Origin of the sequence: Methanoculleus sp. UBA430, from assembly GCF_002506585.1 — an archaeon.
Classification (GTDB): Archaea; Halobacteriota; Methanomicrobia; order Methanomicrobiales; family Methanoculleaceae; genus Methanoculleus.
The window spans coordinates 1509-16950 of the sequence record NZ_DAXW01000010.1 but is presented as its reverse complement, the minus strand read 5'-3'; the positions used below and the strand labels follow the sequence as shown (position 1 = coordinate 16950).

Below are 15442 nucleotides of genomic sequence, written 5' to 3'. Positions count from 1 at the left end.
AATTTAAGCGATATTGCACTGCGGAACCTTGGGAATCGCTACAAAAAAGGGAGTTCGGGTTCAGGGAATATCCAATCCCGAAACCCCGATGCAGTGCTGGAAGAGCGTCTCGACGAGCGGGATCCAGAGCGGGTAGCCGTTGAACTTCGCCACCGAGTAGAGGAAGAGCATCATCAACTGCCACGCGAACGGAGCGGCGATGAGAAGGAGCAGGGCCGCCGTGACCCATCTCGGCGGTACGCCGAACCGCTCTCCCGCCGCGATGAGGATGAGAGTTGCGCCAAGCAGCGCGAACGTGATCTGAGTAAAGAACATGGTATAGCCGGCATACAGGCCGCCGTAGGGCTGGAAAAGCATCATAACGACAAGCAGCACCGGGGCGGAGACCGCGATGACGGCGGCCAGCGAGAGCGTCTGCCGTTTCGGGTCGGCGCTGCTCAGGCGCGATACGGCGTAGGCCCCGAGCAGCCCCACCGGCAGATAGAACGGTGTCAGGTACCGGATATCCGGGACGATGCCGTCGCTGGTGTTGAGCCCGTGCATCGACCGGAGGTATGCCACCCAGACTGCGATGCCGACGACGACGAGGAACACGACGATCTGCCGGTCCACAGCGGTGAACCGTTCGGGCCTCCTCCACAACAGGACGGGCAGCAGAACCAGCGCAATGATGATCAGCGGCGAGACCGCCACGAGGCTCATGTTCCCGGACGCCGGGGCAAAGAGGATCCCGAAGATATCGCCGGGCAGGGTCGACCACGACGACGAGAACTGGGATGTGACCATCGAGAGGAACCGTGCGACCCCATCTGACGGCGCCGGGACTGCCTGGACGACATCCCCGATCACCTCGGCCGAACCGATGAAATTTCCGTCAGACCCGCCACGCCAGACCCCGCTCTGGTAGACGTGGAACGAGGGCACCAGCGGGTTTCCCGTCACGCAGATGTTGTTGATGAAGAGCGGCACGGCCCCCGCGAGGGTGGCAAGGGGTATGCAGAGCACTTTTATCGTCCCCGTTACCGGCCCCCGCAGGAGGCCGCGGGAGACCTGGAGCCCGACGAAGTAGAGCATGGCAAAGACAAAGACTGCGAACCCGACCTCCGGCCGTGCCCAGGCGAGCAGCCCGATGAACCCAAACCCGAAAGCAGCGTCCCGGAGGTTGCCGTACCGGATGTAGCGCACCAGGAAGAGGAGGGCCGCTGCCAGCATCGCCGCCACCAGCATGTGGTCCTTCGCGTTTGCCGCCCAGAAGATGTAGGAGGAGCAGGAGATGCAGGCGATCGTCCCGAAGAGCGAGAACCAGGTATCCTCAAATACGGTCCTGCAGGTGAGGTAGACCATCACCGCGAGCGCGGCAAAGAGGAGATGGTTCGTGAAGACCACCGCTGCGGCCTCCACGGGCGCATCCGGCGCGGTGAACGGCCAGGGGTAGTAGAGGAGCAGGTTTGCGAGGAATCCCACAAAAGCACCACCGATCACGAGCCACGTCCACCGGATCCCCCGCCACCGGGCATACTCGGGACGATAGGCATCGACCAGCACCGCCATCGCGACCGGCAGCATCGACCAGAGGAGGACGACCGCGATCCTGAACTGGTCGCCGAAGAGCCCGAAGAACCAGAGTGCAGGAAGCGAGAGGACAGGGAGCATCATCGTGTAGCCGAGGAGGTTGTGGTGGGACTGCATATAGGGCCCCGGCGTCCCGTTCACGAACGTACCGTACTTCCCCTCGTTCACGACGATCTGGTGCCCCTCGGCGAACTGGTGCAGCTGGTTGACCGTGATCCACTCATCGTTTAAGAAGAGCGCCGGGTTCGAGAACGTTATGATAAAGAAGAGCGCGAAGAGGAAGATGAGCACCGGAACAAGATTCCCATCAAGGAAACCTGAAACCGCTCCCCGCTCCGGCTGGCCCCGGATCTCGTCCGCCTGCCCCGATTGAGGCTTCGTTGTTGACCCTCGTCGTGAACTCATAGGTACCGCCCTGATGAAACATAGGAAGAGTTAATTTACCGATGGGTTAATTTTCGGCCCGTCGAATCTTATATCTTCGTAAATTATCCCGCTTAACCACTGGAAGGCATTATATGGAACAACATGCAGTCAACAGGGTTCGATACGCCATGAACAAAAGCATTCGCCGGGATCTTCCGGCAGGCCGGCCCCTGCAGTGCAGACAGGGCCAGCAGAAAACTACCTCCTCTCTGCCCGAAAGCCCCGGACTGCTCCCCCGATCGCACCGGGTCGGGTTGGTCGTGGCCTTCTCCGGCCACAGCCGACCCCCCCACCAAAACCACCCCTCCTCAACCAACAGAACCCGCCAAACTAGCCGGTAAACCCCCATCCACAGGAATAAAATTTATTAACTATGACAATTATATAACTCACCATTATGGTGGGGGTAGACCAGGCTCAGATCGATAAAATACTCTCCGGCGCGTCCTCGGAGGACCCGGAAGCCCGTCTCGACACGCTCGAGAAGGAACTGGACTTCGTCAAGACCTCGATCAAGCGTCTGCTCATCGACCTCCGGGAACGGATGAACGAACTGGACAACCCGTTCACCAGCACCGCACCGTATACGGGAGGCCGGTTCGAGCCGCCGGCCCTCCCCCGGGATACAGACGACGACCTGCTGGACGGTGTACCCCTCGACCTCGGCGGACAGAAGACTACAGCGCCCGAGAACCCCGGCGGACTCTTCCCGACGGACCTGGCAGCGGCCTGCCTCCCCCCGGAGAGCATACCACTCCTCCCCCCGGAGAGCGTGCCTCCCCAGGAGAAGTCCCCGGGTAAACTCAAACTCCAGAAGGTCCACCGGCTCTTTGCCTGGGTGCACCAGGGCTGCTCCAAGTACGGGCACGAGCACATGACGATCATGATCGACGCCTACCGGTCGATGGGCTACATCACCGACGAGGTCGCCGACCAGATCCGGGAGATCATGCGGATGGCCCCCGCGACCCGGGGTGACGTCGCCGAGATCGGCCCGAACGAGTTCGTCTCCGAACTCTACGTCTTAAACCGCATCCTCGACCCCGAGGACGCGACGCTGGACCGGGACATGATCGAGGTCCTGATGCTCGCCCGCAGGCGTTCGGCCGGGCTGGACGCCGGAAAACCATCTTCACAGGAACGAGACGGCGGCGATACCTGGATCGAACTCCTTGACAGGATATGATGGATGTCGAGTGAAGCCTTCACCACCGCGATGTTCCTCATCGCCGCCATCATCTCGGCCGGCGTCCTCATTAACGCAGTCTTCCCCGTCATCTACACCCTCTCGGGCACGATCGCGTCGTCCTCCCACAAGGTAGACGAACGGCTGAGCGTAGACGTGAAGATCGTCACGACCTACGCGAGCGATAGAAACGACACCGCCCGCATCTGGATCAAAAACGTCGGCACCGGGAGGATCGCCGGCACCGAGATCCGGAAGGCCGACGTCTTCCTCGGGGGCCAGGGCGACTTCGTCCGGTTGACGTGGAAGGAGGCGGTCACGGATGGCGCCTGGACCCACGAGATCCTGGAAGACACGAACAACTACTGGGACCCCGGCGAGACCTTATACATCGAGGCCGAAACCCAAAAAATCCCCGCCACAGAGAGCGTCGTCTACTTCCAGTTCGTCCTCCCGACAGGGCTCTCACGATCGACCACCTTCAACGCGGGTGACTAGCCATGAGCGTGGGACCCCTCGTCGCATCCGGCATCGGCATTCTCCTCCTGGTCGCCACCGCCTACATTCTGGTCGGCGGCACCCTGGCCACCACGGAGGTGATGGTCGAGGCGCAGAACAACCTCGCCGTACACCAGGAGACCCGCATGCGGACGGCGATCGCAATCCAGAACACGACGATCGCCGGCCAGACCCTCTATGTCGAGGTGAAGAACACCGGGAGCGAACCGATCGTCGAGATCTCGTCTCTCGACGTCTACCTCTTGAGCGGGGGCGTCCCGGTCTATGTCCCCTACGGGAACTGGAGCAGAGTGAGCATAACCCCGGACGATATCCACCCCGGCGGACTCGATCCCGGCGAGACGCTCACCCTCGCCGTCGGGTTCAAAGACGAGAACGCCACGTGGGTCCAGGTTGTCACCGGAAACGGGGTTTCCAGTTCAGCGTACACGTGAGGTGAGCAACATGACGACGAGCGAGACAGCAGACAGCAGGAACTCCGGATTGCCCGACCAGTCGATCCTCTCGACCGGGAACTCCGAGCTCGACAAGAAGCTCGCCGACGGCCTCCCGCTCGGGTCGCTCAACCTCATCGAGGGCGAGAACGACACCGGGAAGAGCGTGCTCACCCAGCAGGTCATCTGGGGAGCCTTAAAACAGGGGTTCAACGTCGACCTCTTCTCGACCGAGAACACAAGCAAGAGTTTCCTCTCGCAGATGGAGTCGATGAGCCTTGACATCTCCGACTACTTCGCCTGGGGCTACCTCCGGGTCTTTCCGATGCACGTCGTCGGGTTCGAGTGGACAAAAGAGAAGATGCAGGGAACGCTCGAGCGGATGATCAACTACATGGAGCAGAGCAAAGCGCAGGTGATCGTCATCGACTCGCTCACCCTCTTCACCGAGTACGCCAAGCAGGACACGGTCCTCACGTTCTTCACCAACTGCAAAAACCTCGTCGACCACGGCAAGACCATCCTGATCACCCTGCACACCTACGCCTTCGTCGAGGACTCCCTCGTCCGCATCCGCTCGATCTGCGACGCCCACCTCTTCATGAAGAAAGCCCTCGTCGGCGGCAAGTACGTCATGATGCTCGAGGTCGTCAAGGTCCGCGGCGCGCGAAAGACCACCGGAAACATCATCAGTTTCGAGGTCCACCCCGGGTACGGCATCAAGATCATCCCCGTATCGGTCGCGAAGGTGTAGAGAATGGGATCGGCACTGGAAGCAACGGTGACCCTCCCCTTCGAGCCCGATTACATCGACGAGGGGAACGACTGCTACAACAACGTCGAGTCCTGCGCCCTCTACCGTATGCTCCCGGCAAACGCCCGGGATTACGTCAAAGCAAGCCCTCACCTCCTCGAGTACCTCCACATCCTGCCGGTCAACACCGTCGGCATCCCCCTCTTCCTCTCGGAGCTGAAGCGGGACCTGAAATCGATGGAGAACCCGAACGTCATCTACCCGGTCAACGACTCGACGTTCGTCCATATCTTCCCGGACCAGAACGACGTCCGGAACTGGTACATACCGATCGAACCCTCGTTTCTCCACTCCGTCAAGGCGATCCTCCCGGTGATCGAAGAGAGGCTGATCGACATGATCGACGCCCTCGACGAGGAGCCGGTGACCGAGCCGGCGCGTATCGAGGTGCTGAAGAACTTCATCCGGCAGCTCGTCTACGTCCAGGAACCGAACGAGAAGATCGATCCCTCTCTTCTTTCCGGCGGCGCAAAAGACCTCAAAAGCCGGATAAAAACCTTCCTCACATCCGAGGTCGGGGCGTCGGCAAACCCGCAGGCATCGGGGCATCCCCAGCTCGCCGACGGGCGACTCATCCTCTCGCAGCAGGAGTACAAGGCGCTCGAGTACCTGATGATCCGCGACAAGATCGAGATGGGGACGCTCAAACCGTTCCTCTCCGACCAGTACATCGAGGATATCACCTGCGACGGCGTCGGGCCGATCTTCATCGAGCACAAGATCTTCAAGGGCTTAAAATCGGTCGTCGGGTTCCAGGACTCAAAGGAGCTCGACGCCTTCGTCATCAAGCTCGCCGAACGGATCAAACGGCCGCTGACCTACAGAAACCCCATCGTGGACGCGACCCTCCCCGACGGGTCGCGTATCAACATCGTCTACGGGACCGAGATCAGCAAGCACGGCAGCAACTTCACCATCCGTAAGGTGAACGAGGTCCCCTTAAGCATCCTGCAGGTCATCGAGAGCGGGGCGTGCAACTACATGATGGCCGCCTACCTCTGGATCTGCCTCGAATACGGGATGTCGATGTTCGTCTCCGGCGAGACCGCGAGCGGCAAGACGACGACCCTGAACGCCCTGACGACCTTCCTTCCCCCCGAGAACAAGATCGTCACCATCGAGGACACCCCCGAACTGACGGTCCCCCACCGGAACTGGACCCGCGAGGTCGCGAAGGCCAAGGGGAAGGGCGAGGGCGAAGGCTCGGAGATCACGATGTTCGACCTCCTGAAAGCCGCCCTCCGTCAGCGCCCGAACCAGATCCTGGTCGGTGAGATCCGTGGTGTCGAAGGGTCCGTCGCCTTCTCCGCAATGCAGACCGGCCACCCGGTGATGAGCACCTTCCACGCTGCGTCGGTCGAGAAACTGATCCAGCGTCTCTGCGGCGACCCGATCAACATCCCCAAGACCTACGTCGATAACTTAAACCTGGTCATCATCCAGAGCGCCGTGAAACTGCCCGGAGGCGGGACCGTCCGGCGGATGCTCAGCGTCAACGAGCTCGTGGGCTACGACCCCGAAACCCAGGGGTTCTCCTTCATGGCGGCGTTCGTCTGGGACCCCGCGACCGACTCCTTCACCTTTACCGGCAGGGGGAGCAGTTACCTCCTCGAGAACAAGATCGCAACGATGCTCGGCATTCCCGAGAACCGGCGGGCCGATATCTACGATGAGGTCGACAAACGAGCAAAGATCCTCGAGCGGCTCCACAAGGCCGGGTACACCCAGTTCTGGGACCTCTTCCACATGACCACGAAGATCAAGAAACAGGGCCTGCTCACCATCGAGGTGTAAGACGGTGTTTGAGGATGTTGCCGAACGGCTGCGGGCGGCAAACCAGGGGAAGATACCATTTGAGGAGCAGGTAGAGTCCCTCTACGACCTCCGCGACTACATCCTCGAGAACAAGAAGATGGAGCAGGACCTGCTCCTCATGTACACCTACATGGCCGCGATCACCACGTCGGCCGTGACCCGGCCCGAGATCTTCCAGTACACCTCCGAGCGGTTCGAGTACATCCCGTCGCGTTACATCGCACGGGTGCAGCGCCTGGTCACCGGGTGGGGCAACAGCTACGCGGGAGCCCTCCGGGCGGTCGCCGAACGGTGCCGGAACAGCACTCTCCAGAGCATGCTCAACCGCTACGCGAACTCGATCGACTCCGGTGTCCCGGACGACGACTTCATCGGCACGGAACTCTCGAGCATCAGGAGCATCTACCGGAACACGTTCGAGCAGGGGATCGAACTCTTGAAGAAGTGGGGCGACGCCTACATCGCGATGCTCCTCTCCGCGTCGCTCGTCGCGATCATCATCATGATCTCGGTCGCTATCTATGCCCCCGATGGGATTGAAGCGACGCTGAACACCTCTTACCTGATCATCCTCTTGATATCGGTCTTCGGCCTCTTCATCATGTACCGGGCCGTCCCCGACGACCCCCGGACGCACGGGCTTGCAGAGATCTGTTCAAAGGAGCAGGGCATCATCAGGCGACTGGAGCGCCCGATGATCCTGATCACCGCCGTGATCGTGCTCCTCCTCGTCCTCGCCGGCGTCAACGCCGGTGTAATCTTCCTGCTCGCCGGCCTCCTGCTGATGCCGCTCGGGATCATCGGCTACATCGACGACGCCAACGTCATCAACCGGGACGAAGACTTTTCCACGTTCATCCGGGGCCTCGGCTCGGTGATGGGCGGCAAGGGCATCACCACCGGCGACGCGCTCCAGGAGGTGGACCGGAAGTCGCTCGTCCACTTAGAGCCGTTCATCAACGCGGTCTCGTCGAAGCTGAACCTCGGCCTCGACGAGGCCGGGACCTGGAAGAAGTTCATCGGGGAGACCGGCAGTTACCTGATCTACAAGTACATGAACATCTTCCGGGACGCAGTGGCCCTCGGCGGGTCCCCCGACCAGATCGGAAAGATCGTCGGGTCGTCGATGCTCGAGCAGGTGCTCCTCCGGCGGAAGCGCGACATGATGGTGAAGGGGTTTATCGTCCTGCTCATCCCGATGCACGGGGCGATGATCGGGATCTTCGTCTTCCTCTTCGAGATCCTCCTCACCATGGCCAACGCGATCCAGGAGGTGATGGCCCATTTTGAGGAGACGTCGGCCGCACTCTCGGGAAGTACGGCCACGATCGGCGGTGGCATGGCGACATCCTTGAACATCTTCGTAAACTTCCCGGAAGAGACGATGCGGACCTACGTCGTGACGATCCTCTTAATGCTGACCGTGGCAAACATGTTTGCGGGAAAGATAGTCATGGGCGGCGACCGGTACATCTACTACTTCTTCGCAAGCCTGCTCTGTGCGGTCACCGGGGTCATCTATATCGTGGCTCCAATCCTGGTCGATGCGTTCTTCACTATTCCGGCATTTGTGGGGGTGTAATGTGAGAGAACAACTACGTCGTCCGCTGCTCTTCCTGATCACCATCGGAGCAGGCTCCCTGATCATCGTCTTCGACGCCACCGTCGAGGTCATCGTTGCAGGCACCGTGCTCGCGGGGTTTCTTGCCCTCATCGTCACGGGAGCGCTCGACCTCGTCGAGTTGAAACCCTCAAGGTTCGCCGCCGCTCTGCGGGAGAGAAAGGAGAAGAAGAGAGAGTCCGGGGAAACGGACGCGAACGTGCCGGCAGATAGACCGTCTCTCATCCGGCGGCTCGCATCCACCGAGATCAACCTCTCCGGCATGCTCGGGACCCTCGGGGCATCGATCCGGGAGACGATCGCACACGCCCGTACCCCAAAAGGTGAGAAGAAGAACCGGATCGAGCAGCTCGATCTCATGCTTGATGAGGCCGTCGACGGCACCGCCCCCGATCAGCCCCTGACCCCGGTCACGCCGAAGGCCGGCGGGGGCGGTGCCGTCGACCCCCTGGCCTCGCTCGCAGACCTGGACCTCGACTCGCTCGCGGACCTGGACATTAACGGCGAGGGGTCCGGTCCCGGGGCGGCGTTTGATCCCGACCACCTCGCGCTCCTCTCCGGGGAGGATGAAGACGCCGTATCGGCGATCCTCAGGACGCACCAGAGCGGTCTCGACGACCTCGACCTCACATCCGGTCTCGAACTCACCGGCGAACCCGCCGTGACCCCTCTGCCGATGACCGCCGCCGGTATCCCGGAACTCCCCGGAGGCGACGGTATACCGGATATGAGCGTGCTGAGTGCGGAACTCTCCGCGCTCGACGACCTGGACCCGGGTGAGATCGAGATCGAGGGCGAAGAGGTTGCCGCGGATGAGCCCCTCCCGGAGGAAGAAGACGTTCTCGAGGAGGAGCCGGAAGAGGAGTTCGACATGGTCTCCTTCGCGTCCGGCGGTACGGTCGACGACGACCTGATCGCTTCGCTCAAATCCGACGCAAAGAAGAGGAAGTTCGTGGAGGACGTCAGCCTGGTCCGTGAACTGAAAGGAGAGAAGTATGCGGCAGCAGACCTTGCAGCGGAGCTTGAGGATCTCCTCGCGGCGATGAACGCAGAACGATAACCCGGATGATACGATGAAATCAGTCCCGATAAAGGTCGAGCACGAAGGAAAATGGGTCCCGACGACGATGGGGATCGGTGAGGACCGGTTCCGCATCGATGCGCCTCTTAACACCGAGATCTTCTACAAGTCCGTGGTCGATCTCGATGAGAAGAAGAACCAGGTGGTGATCACCGCCGGTGCTGAGGGGAAGACGGTCTACCGCGTCGCGTCGGTGGAGAAGGTTCTCTCGGTCTTGAAGAAGTTCATCATCATGCAGGCGAGCGCCTACCGGTTGAACGCCTACTTCATGTCGCCTGCAGTCCGCGGAGGGGTGCTCATCCAGGACGCCCGGTGGGATAAAGGAGCGATCGCCGTCATGAAGACCGGCATCTGGTTCGTCAGCCAGGAGAAACAGGTCTGCATCCCCATCGGGGACGTCGCCGGCATCGAACTCACGTCCCGGGAGATCCAGGAGAAGGATCTCAACGTCGTGAAGATCGATCACCTCAGCGAGAACGAGGTCGTGACGAGCTTCGTCCTCTGCCCGATGACGACGCTCCAGGTCCTCTACAACTTCCTCAAAGAGGCGACGCGTGACTCGGAGGTCAATGAAGAGATCGACCCCCTGACCGGGCAGGTGGCCATGCTGGTCTACAGCGGGATGGACTCGAGCGCCATCGAGAATATGCTCAAACTCTCCCATAAGGACCTCGACGCCATCTACGATCGGCTGCTCGATATAGGGCTTGCCGAAGTTCTCTACGTCAGAAAAGAAGTGCAACTGACGCCAAAAGGGGTCAGATACATATCAGATGCAGTAAAATCACCGATAAACTAACAGAATCATTTGTCCAAAATACGAACAAATATATAATGATTTTTCCAAATACACAGTGAGTGGTGTTCGATGGGAAGAATCCTGATCGTCGATGATACAATGTTTATGAGAACGCTGCTGAAGAACATTCTCTTCTCCGGCGGGCACGACATCGTCGGTGAGGCCGCGGACGGGGCGGAAGCCCTTGCCAGGTACCAGGAGCTGAAGCCCGATCTGGTCACGATGGACGTCGTCATGCCGAAAGTGAATGGGATCGAGGCGCTCAAGGCTATCAAGGCCGCCGACCCGGCGGCAAAGGTCATCATGTGCACGGCAGTCGGCCAGGAGCAGATGGTCAAACTCGCCGTCAAGAGCGGAGCGAGAGGCTACATCGTCAAACCGTTCCAGGCTCCAAAGGTCCTCGAAGAAGTCAAGAGCGTTCTCAGTGCGTAACCATGATACGGGTTCTGATCGTCGACGACTCGCTCTTCATCCGGACGATCCTGCGTGATATGCTCAAAGGCAGCCCGGAGATCGAGGTCGTCGGGACGGCGGTCAACGGCATCGACGCCCTCGAGAAGATAGCGGAGCTCGCACCCGACGTCATCACCCTCGACATCGAGATGCCCCGGATGGGCGGCCTTGGCGTGCTCGAAGCGCTTCAAGGGCAGAGCACGAAACCGGGCGTAATCGTCCTGAGTACGCTGACGTCCCGACAGGCCGATATGACCCACCGGGCACTCCGGCTCGGGGCGGACGACTTCATGCTCAAACCAAAGGACGTCCCGAACGTCAGGGGTATCGAGCAAGAACTCATCCAGAAGATCAAGAACCTCGTCCTGCTCCCGACGGTCGTGAAACCCGCCGCGACCCGGAAGAGAGAGGCGGACGCGGTGGTGCTGATAGGCTCGTCGGCCGGGGGGCCGCCGATGCTCGACACCCTCCTCTCCGCGCTCCCGCCGGACCTGCCTGCATCAGTCGTCGTCACCCAGCATATGCCTGTCGGGTTCACCGCCTCGCTCGCCGAACGCCTGAACCGGGTCTCGCCCCTGCCGGTGAAAGAGACCGGAAATGGGGACGTTCTGCAGACCGGCCAGATTCTGGTCTCGAAGGCCGGATATCACACCGTCATATCGGGGATCCTCTCGGGCAGCGGGAGATCCCACGGCCGGGTCGTCCACTCGACCGCTCCCCCGCTCCATGCGGTCCGACCGGCCGTTGACGTGACCTTCACCTCCGCAGCACGCGTATTCGGCCCGCGCACCGTCTCCGTGATCCTCTCGGGGATGGGGAGCGACGGGGGCGAGGGGACGCTCGCGGTAAAGACCGCAGGGGGCACCACGGCGGTCTGCGCCGAAGAGGACTGTCTCGTATACGGTATGGCGCGGTCCGCTCTCTCCAGGGAGTGTGTCGACAGGGTGGTGCCGCTCAGGAATCTTGCACGTGAAATAACGAGAACGGTCAATCGGCTGGAGGTCGATCATGTTTGATGAAGAGGGATACCGGAAACTGTTCGTTGAGGAGTCACGGGAGAACCACGAGAATATCGTGAGCAACCTCCTTGCTCTTGAGAGCGGGGACGACCAGCAGACCGCCATCGATGAGATCTTCCGGTCTGCGCATACGCTCAAAGGGATGTCCGCATCGATGGGCTTTGATGCCATGGAGCACCTCTGCCACTCGATGGAGGACATCTTCTCGCTCATCAGGAGCGGCCAGCGGGAAGTGACCGCATCCCTCACCGACCTCCTGCTCACCTGCACCGACACGATCGAGGAGATGCTGGATACCATCGAAGCGGGAGGGACCCCCTCAGACGAACAGTCGGGAGGCCTGGTCCAGGAACTCCGGGTGTTCACGGAAGATGCCCCCGGAGAAGCACCGGTTGAGGCAATCCCCTTCGAGGCGGCAGGAACGGCCGACGGGCGGCCGCTCTATTCGCTCTCGGTCGCCGTCGACCCGTCCAGCACCATGAAGGACGTCCGGGCCATGCTGCTCCTGCAGAACCTGGAGAGCATCGGGACGATCCTCTCGACGACCCCCTCGCGGGAAGCGATCGAAGACGGAAAGTTCGACGGTCTGTTCGAGGTCCTCATCGAGAGCGAGGCAGGAGAGGATGCTCTCAGGACCGTCGCCTCCGGCACCGAGATCTCCCTTCTTGCTCTCACTGCCGCGTCGTCGCCGGCGGTTCTCCCGGTCGAGACCAGAGAAGTAAGACCCCATGAGGCGGTCCAGGAGCCGCGAGTAACGAAAGCGGAGAAGAACCGGGAGATCAAGAATATCCGCGTCGATATCGAGCGGCTCGACCGGATGATGAATCTGGTCGAGGACCTGGTGATCAACCGCGGCCGGCTTGAACAGATCGCAAAGAAGCACGGTATCAAGGAGTTCGATGAGGCACTCTCCATGGTGGGCCGTTCGGTCTCCGACCTCCAGAACCTCATGATGGGAGTCCGGATGATGCCGCTCGAGCGCATCTTCAACCGCCTCCCCCGGGTCGTGCGGGACGTCGCAAACCACGACGGCAAGGAGGTCGAACTCGTCATCGAGGGCGGTGAGACCGAGCTTGACCGGGGTATGATGGACGGCCTCTCCGACCCGCTCCTGCACCTCATCCGGAACGGCGTGAACCACGGCATCGAGACCCCGGAGATCCGGGAAGCCTGCGGCAAACCGCGGAAAGGGTCGCTCCGGTTGACGGCACGGAGGGATAAGGATAACGTCGTCATCGAGATCGAGGACGACGGTGCCGGCATCGATCCCGAGAGACTCCGGACGAAGGGCATTGAGAAGGGGCTGATGACACCCGATGCGGCGGCGACCGCAACGAAAGACGAACTCATCAACCTGCTCTTTGAGCCCGGGTTCAGCACGGCCGAGACGATCACCGATATCAGCGGCAGGGGTGTGGGGCTCGACGTGGTCAAAAAGACGATCGAGTCGCTGAAAGGAACGATCAAGGTCGATTCCAGCATGGGCGTCGGGACGAAGTTCGAGCTGGTGCTGCCCCCGACGATGGCGATCATCGACGTCATGATGGTGCATATCAACAGCATGCGGTGCGCCATTCCCATCAGCAACGTCGTCGAGGTGGCGCAGACGAGACCCGAGGCGGTTCACCGGATCGGCACCAGCGAGACGATCCTGCTCCGGGACCAGATCCTCCCCATGCACCGCCTGGAGGATATGTTCGGCCGGGCGCAGAAGAGCGATACGCTTGTCGTGTTGCAGAATAATGGCAGAAGATGCTGTATCGTCGTCGATACCGTGGACGGGCAGCAGGAGGTGGTGGTGAAACCCCTCTCCCGGCTTGCCGGCAACTGCCGCGGGATCAGCGGGATCACCATCCCGGGGGACGGCGACGTCGTGCCGGTACTCGACGTAAACACGATGATTTAAGAGGGGTATTCCATGGAACTAGACTCGATTCAGAAAGACGCGCTCTCGGAGTTCGGCAATATCGGTGCGGCACACGCGGCGACATCGCTCTCGCAGATGCTGATGAGCCCCATTGAGATGACGGTGCCGGAAGTGCAGGGTGTCGATATCTCCGAACTGCACAACTATATCAGCAACGAGATATCGGCCATGGTCGTCTTCCAGATCCAGGGAGAGGTCACAGACGGCGGGTATATCGTCGTCAGCATGCCCCGGGAGACCGTCATCCGGTTGACCAACCAGATGCTCGGCACCACCGAGACCGACCGGGAGATCGATGAGATGGACCGGAGCGCCGCAATCGAGATCGGGAACATCATGATATCGGCGTTCCTCGATGCGACCGCGGAACTGCTGGGCATCATCATGCTGCCGTCTCCCCCGGCACTGGCCATCGATATGGCGCATGCCGCCTTTGCGTCCATCGTCGCACAGATGGTCGGCGACGTCAACGACGTCCTGATCTTCAACACTGTGCTGACAGGGGATGCGCCGCCCATCTACGGGAGCATCTACATGCTCCCGAACGCCGAACTCATGCAACAGCTCTCCCTCATGCTGGAACGCCTGATGGAACCGTTCGCCTGAATCGGCCGATACCATGGAGAACAATTTTTTTGGCGAAGCATCGGCCGTAATCCTTGGTCTCGGTGAACTCCGGGTCGGGAGATGCCCGATGGGGACGATCGGGCTCGGGTCCTGCATCGCCCTCATCCTGCACGACCGGCGGCGGTCTCTTGCGGGACTCGCCCATATCATGCTCCCTGAAAGCCGCGGAAGTGCCGACCGTCCCGGCAAGTTTGCAGATACCGCCGTGAGTGTTCTCATCGAGGAGATGGAGAAGGACGGGAGCACGAGGTTCTCGCTCGCCGCAATCGTCGTCGGCGGTGCGAGTATGTTTGAATTCTCGGCCAATGCCTTAAACATCGGCGAGCGAAACATTGCCGCTGTGAAGGACCGGCTCCGCGAGGAGGGTCTCAGGATCGAGCATGAGGAGACCGGCGGCAGGGTTGGCCGATCCGTGTATTACTGGCCGGAGGGGAAGGGCCGGCTCATCATCAAGAGAGCGGACGGGACATGCGTCGAGATCTGATACTCGTCGTCGTTGCGGTCTCCCTCCTCATCCCCCCATCGGCGGCCCTCTACATCGACGTGCCCGACTACGATGCGGGCATTGCATCCGCCGGAGTGAACGGCGCGATCAACGGCCGGTATGGCGATGTCATCTTCGCGACCGATGACGGCATCTCGGTGTATACGGCAAACGGCACCTGGTCCTCGGTCAATGCAAGGCACCCCGGAGAGACGGCCTACGGCCTGCTTGCGCCCCTCGAGACCATCGTGACGGCGGTCGCCCTCGACGCGAAGGGCCACCTCTGGATAGGCTACCCGAACGGGCTGCAGATCGGGGATGGGAAGGGCTACCAGGCCATCCAGGACCAGCAGTTCCTCAAGAACCGTAACATTAATCGTATAATACGGTGGGGGGACGATATGTGGGTTGCTACCGGGCGGGCCGGGCTCCACCGTTATCATGACGGTGCCTGGACGTGGTATAAGCCGCTCGGGCCTGAAGGCCTTGAGTGCTACAGGGTCGTGAGCATGGCGGTCGATGCCGCGAGCGATGCACTCGTCATCGGGTCCGAGAGCGACGGCATCCAGGTGGTGCTCAAGGACAGGACCGGAGAGGCCCGCTTCGAGCAGGTCACCTGCCACGATGAGCCGCTAGCGGGGATCTCCGAGGTCCGGGTCGACCCG

14 protein-coding genes and 1 pseudogene are annotated in these 15442 nt (G+C 61.1%); 14 read left to right on the top strand and 1 reads right to left on the bottom strand.

All coding sequences use genetic code 11. The annotated features are described in order from the left end of the window. Nucleotides 1–60: 60 nt before the first annotated feature. A complete protein-coding gene (locus BRA49_RS08800) occupies nucleotides 61–1977 on the bottom strand; it encodes a hypothetical protein (protein ID WP_292385278.1) in 1917 nt (638 codons plus the stop codon). 418 nt (nucleotides 1978–2395) lie between these two features. On the opposite strand from BRA49_RS08800, the gene BRA49_RS08795 reads away from it, so the two are divergent. From BRA49_RS08795 to BRA49_RS08730, 14 genes and pseudogenes are all read left to right on the top strand, one after another. Continuing rightward, complete coding sequence (locus BRA49_RS08795) at nucleotides 2396–3184, top strand: hypothetical protein (RefSeq protein WP_292385276.1); 789 nt, start codon at nucleotides 2396–2398, stop codon at nucleotides 3182–3184. Nucleotides 3185–3187: 3 nt separating this feature from the next. Beyond that, on the top strand, nucleotides 3188–3682 hold the full coding sequence (locus tag BRA49_RS08790) for a flagellin (RefSeq protein ID WP_292385275.1): 495 nt from the start codon (nucleotides 3188–3190) through the stop codon (nucleotides 3680–3682). A gap of 2 nt (nucleotides 3683–3684) precedes the next feature. Continuing rightward, nucleotides 3685–4137 (top strand): flagellar protein FlaF, encoded by a 453-nt coding sequence (locus BRA49_RS08785; protein WP_292385274.1) that lies wholly within the window; start codon nucleotides 3685–3687, stop codon nucleotides 4135–4137. A gap of 10 nt (nucleotides 4138–4147) precedes the next feature. Further along, nucleotides 4148–4891 carry an ATPase domain-containing protein gene (locus BRA49_RS08780; RefSeq protein ID WP_292385273.1) on the top strand — a complete coding sequence of 248 codons (744 nt, stop codon included), beginning with the start codon at nucleotides 4148–4150 and terminating at the stop codon, nucleotides 4889–4891. Between the two features lie 3 nt (nucleotides 4892–4894). Beyond that, nucleotides 4895–6745, top strand: coding sequence for a type II/IV secretion system ATPase subunit (locus BRA49_RS08775; protein WP_292385272.1), 1851 nt, complete (start codon nucleotides 4895–4897; stop codon nucleotides 6743–6745). Nucleotides 6746–6749: 4 nt separating this feature from the next. Beyond that, complete coding sequence (gene flaJ / locus BRA49_RS08770; RefSeq protein WP_292385271.1) at nucleotides 6750–8348, top strand: archaellar assembly protein FlaJ; 1599 nt, start codon at nucleotides 6750–6752, stop codon at nucleotides 8346–8348. Between the two features lies 1 nt (nucleotide 8349). Beyond that, on the top strand, nucleotides 8350–9447 hold the full coding sequence (locus tag BRA49_RS08765; RefSeq protein ID WP_292385270.1) for a hypothetical protein: 1098 nt from the start codon (nucleotides 8350–8352) through the stop codon (nucleotides 9445–9447). Between the two features lie 13 nt (nucleotides 9448–9460). Then, the gene (locus BRA49_RS08760; RefSeq protein ID WP_292385269.1) at nucleotides 9461–10267 is read left to right on the top strand and encodes a CheF family chemotaxis protein; all 807 of its coding nucleotides are present in this window, start codon (nucleotides 9461–9463) and stop codon (nucleotides 10265–10267) included. A 69-nt stretch (nucleotides 10268–10336) separates the two neighbouring features. Beyond that, nucleotides 10337–10699, top strand: coding sequence for a response regulator (locus BRA49_RS08755; protein WP_292385268.1), 363 nt, complete (start codon nucleotides 10337–10339; stop codon nucleotides 10697–10699). A 2-nt stretch (nucleotides 10700–10701) separates the two neighbouring features. Beyond that, complete coding sequence (cheB, locus tag BRA49_RS08750; RefSeq protein ID WP_292385267.1) at nucleotides 10702–11736, top strand: chemotaxis-specific protein-glutamate methyltransferase CheB; 1035 nt, start codon at nucleotides 10702–10704, stop codon at nucleotides 11734–11736. After that, entirely contained in the window at nucleotides 11729–13645 is a 1917-nt protein-coding gene (locus BRA49_RS08745) for a chemotaxis protein CheA (RefSeq protein ID WP_292385265.1), read from the top strand. The genes cheB and BRA49_RS08745 overlap by 8 nt, the downstream gene beginning before the upstream one ends. 12 nt (nucleotides 13646–13657) lie before the next feature. Next, nucleotides 13658–14272 carry a chemotaxis protein CheC gene (locus tag BRA49_RS08740; RefSeq protein WP_292385264.1) on the top strand — a complete coding sequence of 205 codons (615 nt, stop codon included), beginning with the start codon at nucleotides 13658–13660 and terminating at the stop codon, nucleotides 14270–14272. 13 nt (nucleotides 14273–14285) lie between these two features. Beyond that, nucleotides 14286–14777, top strand: a complete 492-nt coding sequence (locus tag BRA49_RS08735) for a chemotaxis protein CheD (protein WP_292385263.1) — start codon at nucleotides 14286–14288, stop codon at nucleotides 14775–14777. Next, a pseudogene (locus tag BRA49_RS08730) lies at nucleotides 14762–15442 on the top strand (hypothetical protein); the annotation flags it as partial. The gene BRA49_RS08735 and the pseudogene BRA49_RS08730, both read left to right, overlap by 16 nt.

Coding starts and splice junctions, on each gene's coding strand:
- BRA49_RS08790 (WP_292385275.1), top strand. CDS start 3,188: ATGTCGAGTGAAGCCTTCACCACCGCGATGTTCCTCATCGCCGCCATC.
- BRA49_RS08775 (WP_292385272.1), top strand. CDS start 4,895: ATGGGATCGGCACTGGAAGCAACGGTGACCCTCCCCTTCGAGCCCGAT.
- BRA49_RS08780 (WP_292385273.1), top strand. CDS start 4,148: ATGACGACGAGCGAGACAGCAGACAGCAGGAACTCCGGATTGCCCGAC.
- cheB (WP_292385267.1), top strand. CDS start 10,702: ATGATACGGGTTCTGATCGTCGACGACTCGCTCTTCATCCGGACGATC.
- BRA49_RS08785 (WP_292385274.1), top strand. CDS start 3,685: ATGAGCGTGGGACCCCTCGTCGCATCCGGCATCGGCATTCTCCTCCTG.
- BRA49_RS08760 (WP_292385269.1), top strand. CDS start 9,461: ATGAAATCAGTCCCGATAAAGGTCGAGCACGAAGGAAAATGGGTCCCG.
- BRA49_RS08735 (WP_292385263.1), top strand. CDS start 14,286: ATGGAGAACAATTTTTTTGGCGAAGCATCGGCCGTAATCCTTGGTCTC.
- BRA49_RS08795 (WP_292385276.1), top strand. CDS start 2,396: ATGGTGGGGGTAGACCAGGCTCAGATCGATAAAATACTCTCCGGCGCG.
- BRA49_RS08800 (WP_292385278.1), bottom strand. CDS start 1,977: ATGAGTTCACGACGAGGGTCAACAACGAAGCCTCAATCGGGGCAGGCG.
- BRA49_RS08755 (WP_292385268.1), top strand. CDS start 10,337: ATGGGAAGAATCCTGATCGTCGATGATACAATGTTTATGAGAACGCTG.
- BRA49_RS08740 (WP_292385264.1), top strand. CDS start 13,658: ATGGAACTAGACTCGATTCAGAAAGACGCGCTCTCGGAGTTCGGCAAT.
- BRA49_RS08745 (WP_292385265.1), top strand. CDS start 11,729: ATGTTTGATGAAGAGGGATACCGGAAACTGTTCGTTGAGGAGTCACGG.